The organism is Actinophytocola sp. (assembly GCF_036402745.1).
Lineage (GTDB): Bacteria > Actinomycetota > Actinomycetes > Mycobacteriales > Pseudonocardiaceae > Actinophytocola.
Map to the genome: position 1 here is coordinate 1 of NZ_DASWSJ010000086.1, position 19,911 is coordinate 19,911.

The following is a 19,911-nucleotide window of genomic DNA, read 5'->3' on the forward strand; positions in this document are numbered from 1 at the left end:
GGCAGGGTCGCAGCAGCAACGGGAAGGACTGGGGGACGACGAAGGCGGGCCCGGTCGAAACCGGACCCGCCTTCGTGGCTCGTCGTGCTTACTCGCCGGAGGCTGCTGCCTCGTCGGCGTCGCCGCCGCTGGAGGCTGCCATGTCCACCGGCGGGGAGTCGGGCACGCTGCCCGGCTTGGTCTCGCCGCGGAAGGTGAAGGTCGCCTTGTCGGTGGCCGTGCCTTCCTCGCCGTCCCAGCCCTCGACGTCGCAGATGATGATCTGGCCCGGCTGAAGCTCGCCGAACAGGATCTTCTCCGACAGCTGGTCCTCGATCTCGCGCTGAATGGTGCGGCGCAGCGGCCGGGCACCCAGCACCTTGTCGAACCCGCGGGTGGCGAGCAGCTTCTTGGCCGCCGGCGTGAGCTCCAGCGCCATGTCCTTGTTCTTCAGCTGCGTCTCGACGCGCGTGATCATCAGGTCCACCATCTTCACGATCTGCTCTTCGGTGAGCTGGTGGAACACGATGATGTCGTCGATCCGGTTGAGGAACTCGGGCCGGAAGTGCTTCTTGAGCTCGTCGTCGACCTTCTGCTTCATCCGGTCGTAGCTCTGCTCACCGCCGCCGGAGGTGAAGCCGAGACTCACCGCCTTGGAGATGTCCTGGGTACCGAGGTTCGAGGTGAAGATGATCACCGTGTTCTTGAAGTCCACGGTGCGGCCCTGACCATCGGTGAGCCGGCCATCCTCGAGCACCTGCAGGAGGGTGTTGTAGACCTCCTGGTGCGCCTTCTCGATCTCGTCGAACAGCACCACCGAGAACGGCTTGCGCCGGACCTTCTCGGTGAGCTGGCCGCCCTCCTCGTAGCCCACGTACCCGGGAGGGGCACCGAAGAGCCGCGAGGCGGTGTACCGGTCGTGGAACTCACCCATGTCGATCTGGATGAGCGCGTCGTCCTCGCCGAACAGGAAGTTCGCGAGCGCCTTGGACAGCTCGGTCTTACCGACACCGGACGGGCCGGCGAAGATGAACGAGCCGGACGGGCGCTTCGGGTCCTTCAGCCCGGCGCGGGTACGGCGGATGGCCTGCGACACGGCCCTGACCGCGTCCTCCTGGCCGATGATCCGCTTGTGCAGCTCGTCCTCCATGCGGAGCAGACGCGTGGTCTCCTCCTCGGTGAGCTTGAACACGGGGATCCCGGTCCAGTTGGCCAGCACCTCGGCGATCTGCTCGTCGTCGACCTCCGCGACGACGTCCAGGTCACCGTCCTTCCACTGCTTCTCCCGCTCCGCCTTCTGGCCGAGCAGCTGCTTCTCGGAGTCCCGCAGCTTCGCGGCCCGCTCGAAGTCCTGCGCGTCTATCGCGCTCTCCTTCTCACGGCGCACGTCGGCGATCTTCTCGTCGAACTCGCGCAGGTCCGGCGGCGCGGTCATGCGACGGATCCGCATCCGGGCACCGGCCTCGTCGATCAGGTCGATCGCCTTGTCCGGCAGGAAGCGGTCGTTGATGTACCGGTCGGCCAGGGTGGCCGCGGCCACCAGCGCCGGGTCGGTGATGGTGACCCGGTGGTGCGCCTCGTACCTGTCGCGCAGGCCCTTGAGGATCTCGATGGTGTGCTCGAGCGTCGGCTCGCCCACCTGGATCGGCTGGAAACGGCGCTCCAGCGCGGGGTCCTTCTCGACGTACTTGCGGTACTCGTCGAGCGTGGTGGCACCGATGGTCTGCAGCTCACCACGGGCGAGCATCGGCTTGAGAATGGACGCCGCGTCGATCGCGCCCTCCGCGGCACCCGCACCGACGAGCGTGTGGATCTCGTCGATGAACAGGATGATGTCGCCGCGGGTGCGGATCTCCTTGAGCACCTTCTTGAGGCGCTCCTCGAAGTCACCGCGGTAACGCGAGCCGGCCACGAGGGAGCCGAGGTCAAGCGTGTAGAGCTGCTTGTCCTTCAGTGTCTCGGGGACCTCGCCCTTGACGACCATCTGCGCGAGCCCCTCGACGACGGCCGTCTTGCCGACGCCCGGCTCGCCGATGAGCACCGGGTTGTTCTTGGTGCGGCGGGACAGCACCTGCATGACCCGCTCGATCTCCTTGGCCCGCCCGATGACCGGGTCGAGCTTGCCCTCACGCGCGGACGACGTGAGGTTGCGGCCGAACTGGTCGAGCACCAGCGAGGAGGACGGGGTGCCCTCGCCACGGCCGCCGGTCTCGGCGGGCTCCTTGCCCTGGTAGCCCGACAGCAGCTGCAACACCTGCTGGCGGACACGGTTGAGGTCGGCGCCGAGCTTGACGAGCACCTGTGCGGCGACGCCTTCGCCCTCCCGGATCAGGCCGAGAAGGATGTGCTCGGTACCGATGTAGTTGTGGCCGAGCTGAAGCGCCTCCCGCAACGACAGCTCGAGGACCTTCTTGGCCCGTGGGGTGAAGGGGATGTGCCCGCTCGGGGCGTGCTGGCCCTGGCCGATGATCTCCTCGACCTGCTGCCGCACGCCTTCGAGGGCGATCCCCAAAGACTCCAACGCCTTGGCGGCGACACCCTCACCCTCGTGGATCAAGCCCAGGAGGATGTGCTCGGTGCCGATGTAGTTGTGGTTGAGCATCCTGGCCTCTTCTTGGGCCAGCACAACCACCCGCCTCGCGCGGTCGGTGAACCTCTCAAACATCTGCACTCCTGACTGCTGCGCCGGCGGCCCTTGCCCACCGCTTACCCGTTGCGGTGGTCCAGCACCGTGAAGACCACTGTAGTCGCCCAGCCTGTTGCTCTCAGTACCACTTGCGGCTAAGTGTGGCCGTCGTACTCGACGTAATCATCGTTAGATCGTCGTCATCGGGCACAACGTGCGGGAATCGGTAAGGATTCCGGTTCGCATCGCTGTCCGCTAAGCGCGAACACGGGCTGTCCGGGTGGTCACACAGGCTCGCGATGATCAAGGTTGGCCGGTAAGGTAAGCCATACCTACCATCGTTCGGCGCAGCGGAGATCGCTCATGCGGACCACCACGAGCCTACAGCTCGTAACCGACACCAGGCGGGATCACCTCGCCGGGTCGGTGGCCCGTGCCGGGTCCCGCCAGGCCAGGACCCAGCTGCGGATGGGTCTGCCCGCCGACTCGACCGGCTGGGTGAATTGTGGACAACTACTCTCCGACACCGCCGGCTTCGCCGCGTGGCGTACCGGACTGGCCGACTGGCTCCTCGAGCGGTACGGCGACGCACCCGAACGGACCACCGCCGGCTACATCATGACCTGGTACCTGGGCGTGCCCGGCTACGTCGCGGCGCTGCTGTTCCACCACGAGCGCCGGGTCCCGTCGCTGCGTCCGGAGCACCTCGCGTTCCGCACCGCTCGACCACGACCCCACCCCGACTCGATCGCGGTGCTGGATCCGCGCTTCGTCTGCCTGCCCGACGACCCCGCCGCGGGCACCCCGGAGGCCACCGTGGTGCCGGACGAGCGGGCGCTCGCGGCGGTGCTGCGCGGCCGGTTCACCGCGCACGCGGCCCGGTTCATCGCCGCGTTCTCGCCGTCGGTGCGGTTCGGCCGGCACACTCTGTGGGCCGCGGCCACCGACGCGCTCGACGACTCGATGCTGCTCGCCGGCCGCTACGGCGGGGACGAGGGCGCCGGGGTGGACGACGCGGCCCTGCTGCTGCCGGCCCACCTGCCCCCGCTGACCTCCGCCTCCACCACCCGGCCGGCCGAGCTCGACCGGTGGACGCGGCGGCGGGAGAGCTGCTGCTTCCACTACCTGCTCGAGTCCGGCAAGGGCCCGTGCTCGACGTGCCCGCGAGTGCTGCCGAAGTAGCTCAGTCCTCGGGGGTGCCGGCCAGGGCGTCGCCCAGCGGGGTTCGCCGGTAGAGGACCGAGCGGCCGGCGCGGGCTCGGCTCACCAGCCCCGCGCGGCGCAGGACGGCCAGGTGGTCGCCGACCGCACCCGGGGCCAGCCGCAGGCCCTTCGCGAGCTGGGTCGTGCTCGCCGGATCGGCCAGCGAGGTCAGCAGCCGGGCCCGGGAGCGGCCCAGCAGGTCGGCCAGCGCGCCCGGCGGCGTGACGTGGTCGGGCTCGAGCAGGGCCGCCGTCCCCCGGGCCGGGTAGATCAGCGTGTGCGGCCACGGCGGGTCGGCGTGGACGGCCACCTTCGGCCACACGAACACCGACGGCACCAGCAGCAGCCCCCGCCCACCCAGGTCGACCTCCTGGTCGGCGAAGTTCGCGACCACGATCTCGCCGTCGCGCCAGCTCACCCGGCGGTGCAGGCCGGCGAGAGCCGCGGTCCAGCCGGCCCGGCTCAGCAGGCCGGCGCGATGGACGACGTCGCGCTCGCAGACCGCGCGCATCGCCGGCCAGTCACCGCCGATCAGCTCGGGCCAGACCGTCTCGAGGGTGTCCGCGACGATCTCGACCACCGCCGGGTCACCCAGGATCCCGACCACCCGCTCGTCGGTGGCCGGCTGGCGGCTCAGGCACTCGGCGATCTCGTGCCGGGCGAGCTCCAGCGGCGTCGCGCGGACCACCGCCAGGTCGTCCGCGATCGTCTGGGCCAGGCTCGCCGGCGGCGGGGCGATGAACCCCGCGCCGTACCTGCGGGTCTGCAGCGCCAGCACCGCGTCGAGCGACGTCGTGGCCCGCAGCCGGCGGAACACCGGCCGCAGCCGGGCCTCCCACGCCGCCGGCAGCCGGTCACCGGCCAGCCCGGACAGGGTGCGCAGCAGGTTGTCCAGCTCGAACAGTGGTGAGACGGCGAACCTGCTGTTCAGGACGTCGTCGCGGTGGACGGTCAGTCGCAGCACACCGCTGACCTTACGCGGTGGAACGAATCCCTGGTCGTGGGCCACGGGCGGGGGCGAGGCTCGACGGCGTGACCGACGCGACGGGCCGGACGACGTTCCGGCAGGTGCTGGCCGAGCCGGTGTTCCGGGTGCTGTTCTGGACCCGGGCGCTCGCGATCGGCGCCGACACGCTGCGCACGGTGGCGCTGTCGGTGCTCGTGTTCACCGTGACCGGCTCGGCGTTCCTGGGCGCGCTCACCTTCGGCATCTCGTTCCTTCCGCAGGTGATCGGCGGCGTGGTGATCGGCGCGCTGCCCGACATCGTGCGGCCGCGGGTGCTGATCGTCACCGGCTACGCGCTCGAGGCCTGCGGCGCGACCACGCTGGGCCTGGTCGACCTGCCGGTGTGGGCGAGCCTGCTGCTGGTCGCCGCGATCGGCTGCCTCGCGCCGGTGTTCAACGGCACCGCGGGCAGGCTCACCGCCGACTCGCTCTCCGGCGACGCGTTCGTCCTCGGCCGCAGCCTCTTCCAGCTGGCGATCTCGGCCGCGCAGGTGCTCGGCCTCGCCGCCGGCGGGGTGGCGGTCGCGACGGTCGGCGCGCAGCACGCGCTGCTCGTCGCCGCTGGCTGCCACCTCGTCTCCGCGCTGGGTGCCCGGCTGCTGCTGCCGGACCTGCCCGCGCCCGGCCGAACGGCCGAGCAGTCGCTGGTCGGGCGGAGCTGGCGGGTCAACCGGGCGCTGCTGGGCGACCCGACCGTGCGCCGGCTGCTGCTGGTGATGTGGCTGCCGGCGGCGTTCGTCACCGGGGCGGACAGCCTGCTGGTCCCGTTCGCGGCGGTGCGCGGCTTCCCGGCCGGCTCGGCGGGATACCTGCTCGCGTGCGTGCCGGTGGGGATGATGCTCGGCAACTTCGTGGTGGCCCGGCTGCTCTCGGCCGCCGCGCGGGAGCGGCTGGTGCCGGTGCTGGTGGTGGTGCTGGGCGTGCCGCTGCTCGGGTTCGCGTTCCCGCTGGGCGTGGTGGCGCTGGGTGCCCTGCTGACGGTCGCGGGGTTCGGCTTCGGCTACGGGCTGGGCGTGCAGCGGCCGTTCCGGGACGCGATCCCGCACGAAAGCCGAGGTCAGGCGTTCGGGCTGATGTCCACCGGGCTGATGACGCTGCAGGGGGTCGGGCCGGCGCTGTTCGGGCTGGCCACCGAGGTGGTGCCGGTCGGGGTCACGATGGCGCTCGGCGGCGTGGCGACCGTGCTGACCGCGGTGTGGATTCGGGTGAGTGACACCGAAACTGTTTCACAATGCGAAAACGCCGGTTCCCGGTCGACCGCGGATTCGCGGTGACGGAACCGGCGTTTGTCGCACGGAATGGTCACGCCTGCGCGTTGTACGCGTCAGTGACCTCCTTCGGGATTCGGCCCCGATCGGAGACGTTCATGCCCTGCTTGCGCGCCCACTCGCGAATTGCCTGGTTCTGTTCCCGATCGGCGGAGGCGGTACGCGGCGCACGGCCCGCACCCGCACGTCCGGCGGCCCGCTTACGGGCACCGGCCTGGCGACGGGCATGCTCCACGTATTCGGAGAGCGCTTCGCGCAACCGCTCGGCATTGTCCTCGGAGAGGTCGATCTCGTAGAACGCGCCATCCAAACCGAACTCGACGGTCTCCCCGGCCTCGGAACCGTCGAGGTCGTCGACCAGGGTAACCATGACCTTCTGCGCCATCTGCGCCCTCCTTGGTAAGAAACTCGAGGCCGAACGTGCATGCGTCAGCACCGATACAAATACTCCCACTAAGGAGGTTAACGCAAATCGTGGTCCGATTTCAGTGACGCTCGTGTTGCAACTTGCTCATTCAGGGCGCACGAGCGGAAACAGGATCGTCTCCCGTATGCCGAGGCCCGTGAGTGCCATCAGCAAGCGGTCGACGCCCATTCCGACACCGCCACTCGGCGGCATTCCGTACTCCAGTGCGCGCAAGAAGTCCTCGTCGAGTCGCATCGCCTCGTCGTCGCCGGTGGCCCGCAGGCCCGCCTGCTCGGTGAGCCGCTCGCGCTCGACGACCGCGTCCACCAGCTCCGAGTAGCCGGTGGCCAGCTCGAACCCGCGGACGTAGAGGTCCCATTTCTCGGCGATGCCCGGCTGGCTGCGGTGCTGGCGGGTGAGCGGGGAGGTCTCCACCGGGAAGTCGCGCACGAAGGTCGGCGCCACCAGGTGGTCGCCGACGAGGTGCTCGAACAGCTCCTCGACCAGCTTTCCGTGACCGAGCTTGGGATCGACCTCGAGCCCGGCCTGCCGCGCGTGCTTGTGCAGCAGCTCAGCGGGGGTCTGCGGGGTGATCTCCTCGCCCAGCGCCTCGGACACCGAGCCGTACATCGTCAGCGTGGTCCACTCGCCGGACAGGTCGTAGGGGCTGCCGTCGGCGAGGGTGACCTCGTGGCCGCCGAACACCGCCTGGGCCGCCTCCTGCACCAGCTCGCGGGTGAGGACGGCCATCGTGTCGTAGGTGCCGTAGGCCTCGTAGAACTCGAGCATGGCGAACTCGGGCGAATGCGATGAGTCGCTGCCCTCGTTGCGGAAGTTGCGATTGATCTCGAAGACCTTCTCGATTCCGCCGACCACGCAGCGCTTGAGGAACAGCTCCGGCGCGATCCGCAGGTACAGATCCATGTCCATCGCGTTGGAGTGTGTGACAAACGGGCGGGCGGTGGCACCCCCGTGGATGGTCTGGAGCATCGGGGTCTCGACCTCGACGAATCCGCGCCGATTGAAACTCTCTCGCAATGCTCGCGTCACCCCGGCGCGCATCCGGACGTTATCGCGTGCCTGCGGACGGAGGATCAGGTCGACATACCGCTGCCGAATACGCGTTTCCTCACCGAGCTGCTTGTGCGCGACCGGCAGCGGGCGCAGCGACTTGGCCGCCATTCGCCACTCGTCGGCCAGTACGGACAGCTCGCCGCGCCGCGAGGTGATTACCTCGCCGTGGACGAATACGTGATCGCCGAGGTCGACATCGGTCTTCCAGGCGGAAAGGCGGTCCTCGCCGACCTTGTTCAGGCTCAGCATCGCCTGCAGTTCGGTGCCGTCGCCCTCGACGAGGGTGGCGAAACAGAGCTTGCCGGTATTGCGCATGAACATGACCCGGCCGGTGACACCGACCACGTCACCGGTGGAGGTGTCGACGGGCAAATCGGAATACGCGTCGCGGATCTCGGCGAGAGAGTGGGTCCTCGGCAGCTCGACCGGATAGGGATCGACGCCCTCGGCAAGCAGCCGAGCCCGCTTCTCCCGACGGATCCGCAGCTGCTCCGGAAGGTCGTCGGCGGGCGGCTGAGGCGATTCGTCGGTCACGTCGAACAGGGTACGGAGAACGTCCGTGCTCAGACGATCGGGTTACCTTGGGGGCCATGTACGACGCCGACCTGATCCGCCGCCGGGCCCGCTCGTTCGGGTCCAACGCGGCCGCCTATGCCGAGCACCGGCCCGACTACCCCGCCGACGGCGTCCGCTGGGGGCTGGCGGCGGCAACGCACGAGGTCAGGCAGGTCGTCGACCTGGCGGCCGGCACCGGCAAGCTCACCGCGAGCCTGGTCGCGCTCGGGCTCGAGGTCACCGCGGTGGAGCCGGACGCGGACATGCTGGCGGAGCTGGCCGCCCGGTTCCCGACCGCGCGGGCGCTCGTCGGGTCGGCGGAGCGCATCCCACTGCCGGACGCGTCGGTGGACGCGGTCGTCGTGGGGCAGGCGTTCCACTGGTTCGACACGGACGCCGCGCTGGCCGAGATCGCCCGGGTGCTGCGGCCGGGCGGCGCGCTGGCGGCGCTGTGGAACAGGGAGGACACCGACGTCGAGTGGGTCGTCGAGCTGGGCAGGGTGTCGAGCTCGAGCGTCACCCGCGGGTGGGAGGTCCCCCACCCGTCGTTCGACACGGAGGGGTACGAGGCGGCCGAGCAGGCCCAGTTCCCGCACCTCCACCGCCGCACGGCCGAGTCGCTGGTGGCCACGATCGGCACCCAGTCGCACACGCTGGTCGTCAGCGCCGAGGAGCGGGACCGGGTGCTGGGCCGGATCCTGTCGTTCCTGGAGTCCCGCCCGGAGACCTCCCGCGGCGAGTTCGACCTGCCCCTGGTGACGACCGTGATCCGCGCCCGGCGCACCTAGCCCGGCAGCCGGTGCCGGCGGGTCATCTCGTGTTGCGTTCGAACACCAGGCGCAGGCCCAGCAGCGTGAGGTCCGGCCGGTGGTCGACGATGGTGGCCGACTCGTCCACCACCAGCGGCGCCAGGCCACCGGTCGCGATGACCGTGACCTCGCCGGCGTGGGTGGTGCGGTTCAGCTCGTCGACGATGCGCCGCACGAGGCCGTCGACCTGGCCGGTGAAGCCGTAGATGATGCCGGACTGCAGGCACTCCACGGTGTTCTTCCCGATCACCGACCGCGGCCGGACCAGCTCGACCTTGCGCAGCGCGGCGGCGCGGGCGGCGAGCGCGTCGACGGAGATCTCGATGCCCGGCGCGAACACGCCGCCGAGGAACTCGCCCTTCGCGGAGATCACGTCGATGTTGGTGGACGTGCCGAAGTCGACGACCACGCACGCGGTCTCGTGCAGGTGGTGCGCCGCGAGCGTGTTGACCACCCGGTCGGCGCCGACCTCCTTGGGGTTGTCGACGAGCAGCGGCACGCCGGTGCGCACACCGGGCTCGACGATGACCCTCGGCACCGCGCGGTAGTAGCGGCCGAGCATCACCCGCAGCTCCCGCAGCACGGCCGGCACGGTCGACAGCGCGGAGACGCCGGTGATCTCGTCGGCGTGCTCGCCGAGCAGGCCGCGCATGGTGAGCGCCAGCTCGTCGGCGGTCATCCGGGCGTCGGTGCGCATCCGCCAGTCCTGGACCAGGTCCTTGCCCTGGTACAGGCCGAGCGCGATGTTGGTGTTGCCGACGTCGATCGCGAGCAGCACCGGCGTCAGCTCTCCGGCTGGAGCAGCGCGTCGAGCAGTGCGGCCTCGGCGGTCTCGGCAGGCGGCTCGGCGGCCGGCTCGGACCCGCCCACCAGCCCGGAGTCCGCGGGCGCGTGCGCCGGGTCGGCGCCCGCCTCGACGATCCGGTTGGCCTCGTCGACGAACACGACCTTCGGCCGGAACACGGCGGCCTGCGCGGAGTCCATCAGCCCGTAGGCGATGAGGATGACGGTGTCGCCGGGGTGCACCAGGTGCGCGGCGGCGCCGTTGATGCCGACCACACCGCTGCCCCGCTCGCCCTCGATGACGTAGGTCTCCAGGCGCGCGCCGTTGGTGACGTCGACGATCGAGACCTGCTCGCCGGCCAGCAGGTCGGCGGCCTCCAGCAGCACGGGGTCGACGGTGACCGAGCCGACGTAGTGCAGGTCGGCCTGGGTGACCGTGGCCCGGTGGATCTTGGACTTGAGCATCGTGCGAAACATCGCAGACCTTCCCCCTACCGCGGTTCGCCGAGGAGCACGGCGACATTGTCGATCAAGCGCGTGGACCCGACGCGCGCGGCCACCAGCAACCGCGCCGCACCGCGGTCGGGGGCGGGGCCGAGGTCGGGATCGCGCAGCTCGAGGTAGTCGACGTCGACCCCCGGCTCCTTGTCGAGCACCGCGCGCGCGGAGTCCAGCACCACCCCGGGACCGCCGGCGCTGACCCGGGCGCCGGCCTGGAGTGCGGCCGACAGCGCCACCGCGGCGGCACGCTGCTCGGCGTCGAGGTAGACGTTGCGCGACGAGCGGGCGAGGCCGTCGGCCTCCCGCACGATCGGCACGCCGATGACGTTGACCTCGAGGTTGAGGTCGCGGACCATCCGCTTGATGAGCACGAGCTGCTGGTAGTCCTTCTCGCCGAACAGCGCGTAGTCGGGGCGGACGATGTTGAACAGCTTCGCCACGACGGTGAGCACGCCCGCGAAGTGCCCCGGCCGCGCGGCGCCCTCGAGCTCGTCGCCGAGCGGTCCCGGGTGGACGGTGACCTGCGCGCCCGGCGGGTAGAGGGCCTCCTTCTCCGGCGTGAACACGAGCTCGACGCGCTCCTCGCGGCACACGTCGAGGTCGGCCTCCAGGGGGCGCGGGTAGCGCTCGAAGTCCTCGCCCTGGCCGAACTGCAGCGGGTTGACGAAGATCGACGTGGCGAGCACGGCGTTGGGCAGCCGCCGCGCGGTGCGCAGGAGCTGGCGGTGACCGTCGTGCAGCGCGCCCATGGTCGGCACGAGCGCGATCTTGCGGCCGACCCCGCGCAGCGCCCTGGTGATCCGCACGACGTCGTCGAGTCCACTGTGGACATGCAGCTGGCCGGGGGTGAACCTCGGGGCCGTCATGGATGCTCCTCACCGGGGCCGCGCTCGATGGCGGCGATGACGTCGGGCGCGAGGTCGGCACGCAGCAGACCCGCCTGCTCGGCGCGGGCGGCGGTGCGGGCGGCGAGCGCGCGGTAGGCGGGCAGCATGTCCGGCGCGTGCTCGCCGAGGACCCGCAGGTGCGCGAGCACCGTGCCGGCGTCGCCGCGGGCGACCGGGCCGGTGAGCGCGCGGTCGCCGTGGCGCAGGGCGTTGTCGAGGGCGGCGGACAGCAGCGGGCCGAGCATGCGCTGCGGGTCGCCGACGCCGGCGGCCCGCAGCAGGTCGGCGGCCTCGGCGACGAGCGTGATCAGGTGGTTGGAGCCGTGGGCGAGGGCCGTGTGGTAGAGCGGGCGGGCCGACTCGGGGACCCGGGCGGGCTCGGCACCCATCTCGACGACGAGCGCCTCGCCGACGCTCCAGGCCGCCTCGTCGTCGTCGGCCGCGGTGACGCCGAAGCTGCAGGTGGCGATGCGTTCGAGGTCCTCGGCGCGGCCGGTGAAGGTCATCACCGGGTGCAGGGCCAGCGGCAGGGCACCGTGATCGACGGCCGGCTGGAGGACGTCGACGCCGTGCGCGCCACAGGTGTGCACGACGATCTGGCCGGCCCGCAGCGCACCGGCGGCGGCGAGGCCGCGGACCATGCCGGCGAGCGCGTCGTCCGGCAGTGCGAGGAGCACGAGGTCCGCCCTGCTCACGACCTCGTCGGGGGGCAGGAGGGGGACGCCGGGCAGCAGGTCCTCGGCGCGTTGGACGGACTCGCGGGACACGCCGGACGCGGCCACGACCGTGTGGCCGGCCCTGGCCAGGGCGGCGCCCAGCACCGCACCGACCCGGCCGGCGGAGACCACGCCGACGGCCAGTCGCGCCGGTCGGTTCATCCCGCCTCCCTGTTGTCGAAAATGAGCGTAACCACCGCGAAACACCACACCGCGCGGTGGGTGACCCGGTTCACCGCGACTGGTCGGCCCGTCTGGGCAGGCGGGCCTTGGCGGTGTGCAGCGCGCCGATGAGGTGCGCCTCCCGGTCGACCGTGTCGGCGCCGGCGAGGCCGAGGCGGCGGCTGTGCCAGAGGAAGGCGAGCTCGGTGACGGCGGCCTGGTAGCCGCCGAGGTCGCGGGCGGCCTCCTTGCCGGCGCGTCTGGCGGTCCTGGCGCGCCACGTGCGGCGGGCGGTGAGGTTGGTCAGGCGACGGACGTCGGCGGGGTCGACCCAGCCGCGCTGGACCATCTCCGGCAGCGCGATGGCGACGATCTTCTGCTCGCGGCGGCGGTGCCAGCTGACGAACAGCACGCCGGCGATGAAGATCGGGACCATGACGAGGAAGTAGACGTTGAGGAAGGTCTGTGCCGTGCCGAGGGTGGCGGCGGCGTTCCACATGGCGTGCAGGGTGACCGCGGCGAGGTAGCCGCCGACCGGGGCGAGCGTGCGGACGGTGCGGCTGGGCGTGCGCACGGAGATGCCGACGCCGATGCCGATCATCGCGGTGAAGAGCGGGTGGCAGAACGGGGCGAGGACGCCGCGGAGGATGAACGCGGTGACGACGCCGGAGGTGCTGGTGTCACCGAAGCCGTGCTCGGCGAACGCGCGGCCGAAGTAGTAGATGTTCTCGGTGAACGCGAAGCCGGCGGCGACGAACCCGGCGTAGACGACGCCGTCGATGACGCCGTCGAACTCGTTGCGCAGCCAGAGCATGATCCCGACGACGAACGCGCCCTTGACGGCTTCCTCGAAGAGGGGCGCGCTCACGATCGCGCTGAGGGTGTCGCCCCGGCCGTGACCGAGGAGCGTGTCGCCGACGGCCTCGGCGGTGTTGTTGATGAGGAGCGCCGTGATCGCGGCGACGCTGGCGCCCCACCCGAAGGCGAGCCAGAGCAGCCGGGCGGGCTCGGGCTCCCACCGGTCGATCCAGAGCAGGGCGGCCACGATCGACCCGACGGGAACGAGCGCCGCGACGATGCCCACCAGCTCGGCGACGAGCCCCACGCGGGCGGTACTGAGCGCGAGAAGAGCGAGCCCACACCCGGCGAGGGCGACAAGCGCGGCGACCGGAAGCAGCACGGTCCGCCTCCGCGGACTGTGCCGGTGCGGCAGAGGGCCCGTGTTCACGGGGCAACCCTACGGGTCGGGGGGTCGAGGTTTTGTCGCATCGCCGCCTGCCCGGCCGACGCGTCGCCAACGACGGCGCAGGGCGGGTGGAGCCCGGCCCGCGCAGCCCAGCCGCGCCGCCGCCGGGGCGAGTGGAGCCCCGGCCGCGCAGCGCCAGCGGCGGCGCCGCGCAGCGTGCGCCCGTGGGGGCGGTGACGATGGGCGGTGGCGGTGTGGTGCGGCGGCAGCGCGACGGTGGGGGTCGCGGTGGAGTCGCCGTCGCGGTCCTCGCATCGGCGGCGAGGCGTGGCCCTGCTGGCCCTCGCCGTGGCGGGAAGTGGTTGCAGCGCCGCCGGTCAGTCTTCGCGGCGTCGGCGGCGGCGGGGGGTCGTTGTGCCGCCGCCGTGGGAGGCGAGGAGCTCGTTCACCGAGCGGCCGGCGGCGTGGGAGCCGCTCGGGGACTCCGGCTCGGGCTCGGGCCTCGCGTGGCTGCCGTTGCGGGCGCCGTTCTGCTGCAGGGCGGCGGTCTCCTGCCAGGTCGGCTGGCCCTCGGCCCGGCGCCGGCGACCGCCGCCGTCCTCGGTGCCGTGGCCTGACTCGGCGGTCGGCTCGGCGGTGTGCCGGCTGGCCCGCACCGGCTCCATGTATCCCGACTCCGCGGCCCGCCGCCCGACGGAAGGCACGTATCCCGAGGCCTCCGCCGCGTGCCCGCCCCGCTGCACCGGCTCCATGTACCCGGACTCCGCCGCCCGCCGCCCGACCGGCGTCACATACCCGGACGCCTCCGCGGCATGGCTGTGTGCGGCCCGCCCCGCCGCGGCATCGCCCGACTCGCCCCGCGAACTGGCATATCCGGATGCCTCCGCACGCGAGTCGGTGTAACCGGACGCCTCCGCACGGCTGAGCGGGGAACGCGCCGCATCGGCACGCGAATCGGTGTAACCAGAAGCCTCGGCACGGCTGGGTGCCGAACGCGCCGCATCGGCACGCGAGTTCGGGTAGCCAGAAGCCTCGGCACGGCTGGGGGCGGAACGCGCCGCATCGGCGCGCGGGCTGGTGTAGCCAGAAGCCTCCGCACGAGGGCTCGGGTAGCCGGAGGCGTCCGCCCGGCCGACGGTCGCCTGGCCCACCGCCTCGGCGCGCGGGTCCGGGTAGCCGGACGCATCAGCCCGGCCGCCCGCCGCAGCACGCGGGTCGGTGTAGCCGGAGGCATCGGCCAGGGTGCCCGTCTCGGTGCGCGGGTTCGGGTAGCCGGAAGCCTCGGCACGGCTGGGCGCCGCGCGGGAGTCGGTGTAGCCGGAAGCCTCCGCCCGGCTCGCGCGAGAGTTCGCACGACTCGGCGACTCGGTCGGCCTGATCGCGGTTTGCTCGGCATCGGCGCGGGGGTCCGGGTAGCCGGAGGAGTCGGCGGCCACGCGTCGAGAGTCGTGGTTCTGCTTCTGCACGTACTGCCGCGCCGCGTACGGCTGCTGCTCCCGGGACCCGGCGCCCGAGGACGACGACTCCCATGACGGCGTCCAGTCCGAGTCGATCTCCTCGACGGTCCCGTTGGCCCACTGCGCGGCGGGCCTGCCCTGACCATCCAGCGCGCCCGGCACGAACCAGCGGTCCGACATCTCCGCCGGGTGCGGCTCGTGCTCCAGCTTGATCTGCTGCACCGGCTCGGGCAGCGGGAACTCGGTCCGCGACGGCCGGTCCGCGCGCCGGGGCAGCGGCTCGACCGTTCGCTTGGCGTGGTGCACCTCGTGCACGCGCTCGATCAGGTCGGTCTGCGCCTCCTGCACCACCGGCGGGATGACGACATCGTCCTCGGTGGACCGGGCCGGCGGCAGTCGCTTGAGCTGGTTCTCGCGCGCCAACGGATGGCTCTCGGGCAGCGAACGCATGCGGGTCGACTCGGCGCGCAGGGCGAAGCGCTCGACCATGAACTCACCGCCGACCAGGCTTTGCAGCGTGTGCCGGAGGTTGTGCAGCTCCTGGCGCAGTGCGGCCATGTCGTCGCGGGCTTCCTCCTCGGCCTCGCGCTTGGCCTCGGCCGCGACCTCTAGCTCGTACTCGCGGCGGGCGGCGATCTCACGCTCCAGCTCGAGCTCGTAGCGCTCCTGCCGTTCGACCGCGTCTTCCTCCCGCTCGGCGACCTGCCGGCGGTACCTGGCGGCGACGAACGCACCGACCAACGCCGCCCACAGCCCGGCGACGATGCCCAGCCGCATCCACTTGAGGTCGTCGCTCAGCACCAGCACACCGGTCGCAGCCACGGCGAACAAGATGGCCGCTGTGAGTAACAGCCTGCCGCCGAACGAACCGTGCGCGGGCTCGTCGGACGAGTCGCGGCGGACGTTCATGGCACACACCGTACCGGTCCGTTACCAGGACGAGACCAAGCTGGAGTGAAACTTTCCCTCAGCCCGAGGCGTCGGATCGGTACTCCGGCGGCTGATTCTCCTGGTCATCCGGGGTGCGGCAGCACCACTCGAGAAAGAGCGCGGCGGCGATCAGAACCGCCGCACACCCGATGCCGACCACCGTGCTGGGCACATCGTCGGCCGCCGCGGCCACCTGGGCGCGGCGGGGGAACAGGTAGCCGAGCATGCCGAGCCAGGCGCCGAGCATGATCGCTCCGAGTAACGACGACGCCTTCGCGAGCGCCACCGCGCGAGCCGCGGTGAGCGGCTGGACGGGCCTGCCGCCCTTCGTCCGGCGGATGCGTGCGCGCAGCGAGCCACCGAGCGCGCCCTCGATGACGGCGAGCACGAGGAGCGTGACGCCGGCGAACGTGGGCAGCGGCGGCAGGCTGCTGTAGGCCACCCGAACGGTCAGGTAGACGATCCCGGCGGCCACCAGACCGGCCACGACCAGGTCGCGGGCCCGGGTGAAATGCATGCCCCCAGGCTACCGGCGACACTTGACTCTCCAGTGACTGGAAGGTTGAGCATGGCGGCCATGGGCGACAGCGGGGTGTTCACGATCGGCGAGCTGGCTCGCCGGACCGGGCTGACCACCCGGACGATCCGGTTCTACTCGGACGAAGGGCTGCTGCCGCCCGCCGACCGCACGTACGCCGGCTACCGGCTCTACGACTCGGCGTCGCTGGCCCGGCTGGAGCTGCTACGCACGTTACGCGAGCTCGGCCTGGGCCTGACCGACGCGGGCGAGGCGCTGGCCGGCCGGTCGAGCGTCGCCGACCTCGCGCGGCGGCACGTGGAGCTGCTGGACGAGCAGATCCGGGTGCTGCGGCTGCGGCGGGCGGTGCTGCGGGCGGTCGCCAAGAATGAATCCGACCTGAACGAGGTGACGTTGATGAAGAACCTGGCCGCGATGTCCGACGAGGAGCGCCGGCAGCTGATCGACGAGTTCTGGGACGAGGTGACCGCGGGGCTCGACATCAACCCGGACTTCGACGCGAAGATGCGCTCGGCCAAGCCGGAGCTGCCCGACGACCCGACGCCGGAGCAGCTGCAGGCGTGGATCGAGCTGGCGGAGCTGGTGCGGGACAAGGACTTCCGGCGGCGGATCCGCGAGATGGGCGAGTCGCACTCCGCGGCCCGCGATGCCGGCGAGCCGATGAGTGCGCCGTCCTCGGGACAGGAGTGGTTCGAGTGGACCGCCGCCGCGGCCTCGGCGATGGAGGCGGGGCACGCGCCGTCCTCGCCGGCGGGGCAGGCCGTGGCCGCCACGGTCGCGTCGGCGATGGGCGTCTCCCCGGAGGCGGCGGCGGACCAGCTCGCGACGGGAACGGACCCGCGAGCGGAGCGGTACTGGCAGCTGATGGCCACGATCAACGGCTGGCCACAGGTGCCGGCCCAGACGCCGCGGGCGGAGTGGATCATCGCCGCGCTGCGGGCCGCCGCGGGCTGACCGGCCTCAGAGCCGCAGGTCCGGACGCAGGCGCACGCCTGCCCGGTCCGGCCCGGGGAGCGCGGACAGCAGCGCGCGCACGGGACCGCGGCCGGGCAGGGTGGCCGCCGGGTCGACGGCCAGCCACGGGATCAGCACGGTGGCCCGGTCCGCGGTGCCGGGGTGCGGGAGCAGCAGGTCGGGGTGGTCGCTGGTGACGGCGTCGACCGTCACCACGTCCACGTCCAGCGTCCTGGGACCCCAGCGCTGCTCGCGGACCCGGCCCGCCTTCTGCTCCAGCGCCTGGCCGCGCCGCAGCCACGCCCACTCGTCGGCCTCGGGGTCCTCGACGATCAGCACCGCGTTGAGGAAGTCCGGCTGGTCCTCGACACCCCACGGCTCGGTCTCGTAGACCGGGGACGCGGCCACCAGGACGTCCGCGAAGCCGTCGACGGCCACCCGGAGGTGGGCCAGCCGGTCGCCGAGGTTGGAGCCGAGGGACAGGACCGCGCGGGTCACGTGTCGCGGGTCCGGCGCGAGCGGCGGATGGTGACCGCGACATCGGCGAACTCGAGCGGGATCGGGGCGTGCGGCTTGTGGATCGTGACCTCGACGGCGTGGATCCGCTCGTCCCGCATCACGTCCGTGGCCACCTCGGCGCCCACGGTCTCGATGAGGTCGCGCGGCTCGCCGCCGACGATCTCGGCCACCCGAACGGCGAGGTCGCCGTAGTGGACGGTCTCGTCGATGTCGTCGGTGTCCCCCGCCTTGACCAGGTCGACCCAGACGGTGACGTCGACGAGGAAGTCCTGGCCGTCCCGCCGCTCCTGCTCCAGCACGCCGTGGTGGCCGCGGACCCGCAGGCCGGTGAGCGTGATGCGATCAGTCATCGCCCGGGCCCTCCCATGCCACGGCCACCTCGACGGCGTCGAGCGACCGGGTGACGTCATGAACCCGCACGCCCCAGGCGCCGGCCAGGGCCACCAGCGCGGAGATCGCCGCCGTGGCCTCCTCACGGCCGGCCGGCGGGCGGGGCGTGCCGTCCTTGGCCGCCAGCAACGTGCCGAGAAACCGTTTGCGGGACGCGCCCACCAGCACCGGGAAACCCAGGTCCCGCAACACGTCCAGCCGGCGCAGCAGCGCCCAGTTGTGCTCGCCGCGCTTGGCGAACCCCAGCCCGGGGTCGAGCACCAGCGCCGAGGGATCGACACCGGCGGCCACCGCCGCGTCGACGCGCGCGCTCAGCTCGTCGCGGACGTCGGCCACGACATCGGTGTAGGTGGCGAGGGAGTCCATGTTGTCGCTGTGCCCGCGCCAGTGCATGAGGATCCACGGCACGTCCGCCGACGCGACGAACCGGGCCATCGCCGGATCGGCGAGGCCGCCGGACACGTCGTTGACCACCCGCGCACCCGCGCCCAGCGCCGCCTCCGCGACCCGCGCGCGGGTGGTGTCGACGCTCACCGCGACGCCGGCCGACGCCAGGCCGGAGACGACCGGCAGCACGCGGGCGATCTCGGTCTCGGCGTCGACCCGGGCCGCCCCGGGACGGGTGGACTCGCCGCCGACGTCGACCAGGTCCGCGCCCGCCTCCCACATCGCGATGCCGTGCGCCAGCGCGTCGTCGAGGCCGAGGTAGCGGCCGCCGTCGGAGAACGAGTCCGGCGTGACGTTGAGGACCCCCATCACCGCGCAGCGACCGGGCTGCGGCAGCGCCGGATGCGCGCTCCTCACCGGCTCCGCCCGCGGATGAGCTCGAGCGCCTCCGCCCGCGACGACGCCGAGGTGCGCAGCAGCCCGCGCACCGCCGACGTGGTCGTGCGCGCGCCCGGCTTGCGGACGCCGCGCATCGCCATGCACAGGTGCTCGGCCTCGACCACGACGATGACGCCGCGCGGGTCGAGCTTGCGCACCATCGCGTCGGCGATCTGGGACGTGAGCCGCTCCTGCACCTGCGGGCGCTTGGCGTAGAGGTCGACGAGCCGGGCGAGCTTCGACAGGCCCGTGACCTTGCCCTGCTCGTTGGGGATGTAGCCGACGTGGGTGACGCCGTGGAAGGGCACCAGGTGGTGCTCGCAGTTGTGCGTCAGGTGTCCGTCGACGATGAACGTGGGGTGCGGGTCGCAGGTGAAGCTGTAGACGGTGAACGGCTCCGTGGCGGCCGCCTCGACCGGGCGGACCGTCTGGACCGGCACCCACTGCGACTCGGTGAGCGACGTGCGGTGCGACTGCTGGGCGAACCCGTGCCGCCGCCACCAGCCGGTGCCGTCGTCGCCGGACCGGTCGGGCCGGCGCCGCAGCGTCGCGAACGACATCGGCCGGGCCGCGAGCCGGGCGGGCTCTGTCCACTCGACCGACGTGCCGCCCACGTCCCGCGCCTCGGCCCAGCCCTCGGGCGTGGCGAGCGGGTGGTCGGGGGTGACGACGAAGCTGCCGGCGGCCGTGACGACCTCGACGAGCTGGCGGGTGGGCCGGGCGTCGATGCGGGTGACCGTGGTGGGCTCGACCCGGCCGTCGGCCAGCGTCCACAGCTGGTCGCCGACCCGCACGTCCGCCGCCGCGAGCGGCCCGCCGATCGCGTCGACCGGCTGGCGGCTGGGCACGCACGTCGAGTACATCGGGATGTCCGTGACCAGCACCAGCTCGTCGTGGCACTCGTCGAACGTCTTGTCCAGCACCGAGTCGGGGTCGGTGTAGAGGCCGGCGAACATCTCCAGGTACGCACGGGCGACCCGCGCCGGGGTGTCCAGCAGGCCCTCGCGGTCCGGGTCCTCGCCGCACGCGAGCAGCAGTTCCCGGACCGCCTTCTCAGCGCGGGCCTGGTCGAACACCGGCACGGGTCCACCGGTGGTGTACAGCGGGCCTCTCGACCCGTTGCCGGAGCTGTCAGCC

The 19,911-nt window shown here is 72.1% G+C and carries 18 protein-coding genes and 2 pseudogenes; 4 read left to right on the forward strand and 16 right to left on the reverse strand.

Features of this window, described 5'->3' with window-relative positions; genetic code table 11:
• Positions 1–88: 88 nt before the first annotated feature.
• Complete coding sequence (locus VGD70_RS08310) at positions 89–2,644, reverse strand: ATP-dependent Clp protease ATP-binding subunit (protein ID WP_331079781.1); 2,556 nt, start codon at positions 2,642–2,644, stop codon at positions 89–91.
• 324 nt (positions 2,645–2,968) lie between these two features.
• Here VGD70_RS08310 and VGD70_RS08315 point away from each other — a divergent pair, with 324 nt between their 5' ends.
• The gene (locus VGD70_RS08315) at positions 2,969–3,787 is read left to right on the forward strand and encodes a (2Fe-2S)-binding protein (RefSeq protein ID WP_331079783.1); all 819 of its coding nucleotides are present in this window, start codon (positions 2,969–2,971) and stop codon (positions 3,785–3,787) included.
• 1 nt (position 3,788) lies between these two features.
• Here the strand turns inward: VGD70_RS08315 and VGD70_RS08320 are convergent, their stop codons facing one another.
• Positions 3,789–4,772, reverse strand: a complete 984-nt coding sequence (locus VGD70_RS08320; protein WP_331079785.1) for a DUF5937 family protein — start codon at positions 4,770–4,772, stop codon at positions 3,789–3,791.
• Positions 4,773–4,840: 68 nt separating this feature from the next.
• Between VGD70_RS08320 and VGD70_RS08325 the strand changes: the two genes are divergently transcribed.
• Positions 4,841–6,088: an MFS transporter gene (locus VGD70_RS08325; protein WP_331079787.1), complete on the forward strand. Its 1,248-nt coding sequence runs from the start codon at positions 4,841–4,843 to the stop codon at positions 6,086–6,088.
• Between the two features lie 28 nt (positions 6,089–6,116).
• Here the strand turns inward: VGD70_RS08325 and VGD70_RS08330 are convergent, their stop codons facing one another.
• On the reverse strand, positions 6,117–6,467 hold the full coding sequence (locus VGD70_RS08330; protein WP_331079789.1) for an Lsr2 family protein: 351 nt from the start codon (positions 6,465–6,467) through the stop codon (positions 6,117–6,119).
• A 126-nt stretch (positions 6,468–6,593) separates the two neighbouring features.
• Entirely contained in the window at positions 6,594–8,096 is a 1,503-nt protein-coding gene (gene lysS / locus VGD70_RS08335; RefSeq protein WP_331079791.1) for a lysine--tRNA ligase, read from the reverse strand.
• A 56-nt stretch (positions 8,097–8,152) separates the two neighbouring features.
• Between lysS and VGD70_RS08340 the strand changes: the two genes are divergently transcribed.
• Positions 8,153–8,905 carry a class I SAM-dependent methyltransferase gene (locus VGD70_RS08340; protein WP_331079793.1) on the forward strand — a complete coding sequence of 251 codons (753 nt, stop codon included), beginning with the start codon at positions 8,153–8,155 and terminating at the stop codon, positions 8,903–8,905.
• Between the two features lie 22 nt (positions 8,906–8,927).
• Here the strand turns inward: VGD70_RS08340 and VGD70_RS08345 are convergent, their stop codons facing one another.
• The 7 genes from VGD70_RS08345 to VGD70_RS08375 form a co-directional block, all read right to left on the reverse strand.
• A complete protein-coding gene (locus VGD70_RS08345) occupies positions 8,928–9,704 on the reverse strand; it encodes a type III pantothenate kinase (protein ID WP_331079795.1) in 777 nt (258 codons plus the stop codon).
• A gap of 5 nt (positions 9,705–9,709) precedes the next feature.
• Positions 9,710–10,186, reverse strand: a complete 477-nt coding sequence (panD, locus tag VGD70_RS08350; RefSeq protein WP_331079797.1) for an aspartate 1-decarboxylase — start codon at positions 10,184–10,186, stop codon at positions 9,710–9,712.
• Between the two features lie 14 nt (positions 10,187–10,200).
• The gene (gene panC / locus VGD70_RS08355) at positions 10,201–11,076 is read right to left on the reverse strand and encodes a pantoate--beta-alanine ligase (protein WP_331079799.1); all 876 of its coding nucleotides are present in this window, start codon (positions 11,074–11,076) and stop codon (positions 10,201–10,203) included.
• Positions 11,073–11,975 carry a Rossmann-like and DUF2520 domain-containing protein gene (locus tag VGD70_RS08360; RefSeq protein ID WP_331079801.1) on the reverse strand — a complete coding sequence of 301 codons (903 nt, stop codon included), beginning with the start codon at positions 11,973–11,975 and terminating at the stop codon, positions 11,073–11,075. The genes panC and VGD70_RS08360 overlap by 4 nt, the downstream gene beginning before the upstream one ends.
• 70 nt (positions 11,976–12,045) lie before the next feature.
• Positions 12,046–13,155, reverse strand: a complete 1,110-nt coding sequence (locus tag VGD70_RS08365; protein ID WP_331079802.1) for a PrsW family intramembrane metalloprotease — start codon at positions 13,153–13,155, stop codon at positions 12,046–12,048.
• A 383-nt stretch (positions 13,156–13,538) separates the two neighbouring features.
• Positions 13,539–15,440 carry a DUF6779 domain-containing protein gene (locus VGD70_RS08370; protein WP_331079804.1) on the reverse strand — a complete coding sequence of 634 codons (1,902 nt, stop codon included), beginning with the start codon at positions 15,438–15,440 and terminating at the stop codon, positions 13,539–13,541.
• Between the two features lie 145 nt (positions 15,441–15,585).
• Positions 15,586–16,065, reverse strand: a complete 480-nt coding sequence (locus VGD70_RS08375; protein WP_331079805.1) for a DUF3180 domain-containing protein — start codon at positions 16,063–16,065, stop codon at positions 15,586–15,588.
• Between the two features lie 60 nt (positions 16,066–16,125).
• Here VGD70_RS08375 and VGD70_RS08380 point away from each other — a divergent pair, with 60 nt between their 5' ends.
• The gene (locus VGD70_RS08380; RefSeq protein ID WP_331079807.1) at positions 16,126–17,040 is read left to right on the forward strand and encodes a MerR family transcriptional regulator; all 915 of its coding nucleotides are present in this window, start codon (positions 16,126–16,128) and stop codon (positions 17,038–17,040) included.
• 6 nt (positions 17,041–17,046) lie between these two features.
• Here the strand turns inward: VGD70_RS08380 and folK are convergent, their stop codons facing one another.
• The 5 genes and pseudogenes from folK to VGD70_RS08405 all read right to left on the reverse strand — a co-directional run.
• Positions 17,047–17,538 carry a 2-amino-4-hydroxy-6-hydroxymethyldihydropteridine diphosphokinase gene (gene folK, locus VGD70_RS08385; RefSeq protein WP_331079809.1) on the reverse strand — a complete coding sequence of 164 codons (492 nt, stop codon included), beginning with the start codon at positions 17,536–17,538 and terminating at the stop codon, positions 17,047–17,049.
• Entirely contained in the window at positions 17,535–17,909 is a 375-nt protein-coding gene (gene folB, locus VGD70_RS08390) for a dihydroneopterin aldolase (RefSeq protein ID WP_331079811.1), read from the reverse strand. The genes folK and folB overlap by 4 nt, the downstream gene beginning before the upstream one ends.
• Positions 17,902–18,705, reverse strand: coding sequence for a dihydropteroate synthase (gene folP, locus VGD70_RS08395; protein WP_331079830.1), 804 nt, complete (start codon positions 18,703–18,705; stop codon positions 17,902–17,904). The genes folB and folP overlap by 8 nt, the downstream gene beginning before the upstream one ends.
• A gap of 44 nt (positions 18,706–18,749) precedes the next feature.
• Positions 18,750–19,100 (reverse strand): annotated as a pseudogene (folE, locus tag VGD70_RS08400) (GTP cyclohydrolase I); the annotation flags it as partial.
• A gap of 522 nt (positions 19,101–19,622) precedes the next feature.
• Positions 19,623–19,877, reverse strand: a pseudogene (locus VGD70_RS08405) (GTP cyclohydrolase I); the annotation flags it as partial.
• Positions 19,878–19,911 lie beyond the last annotated feature (34 nt).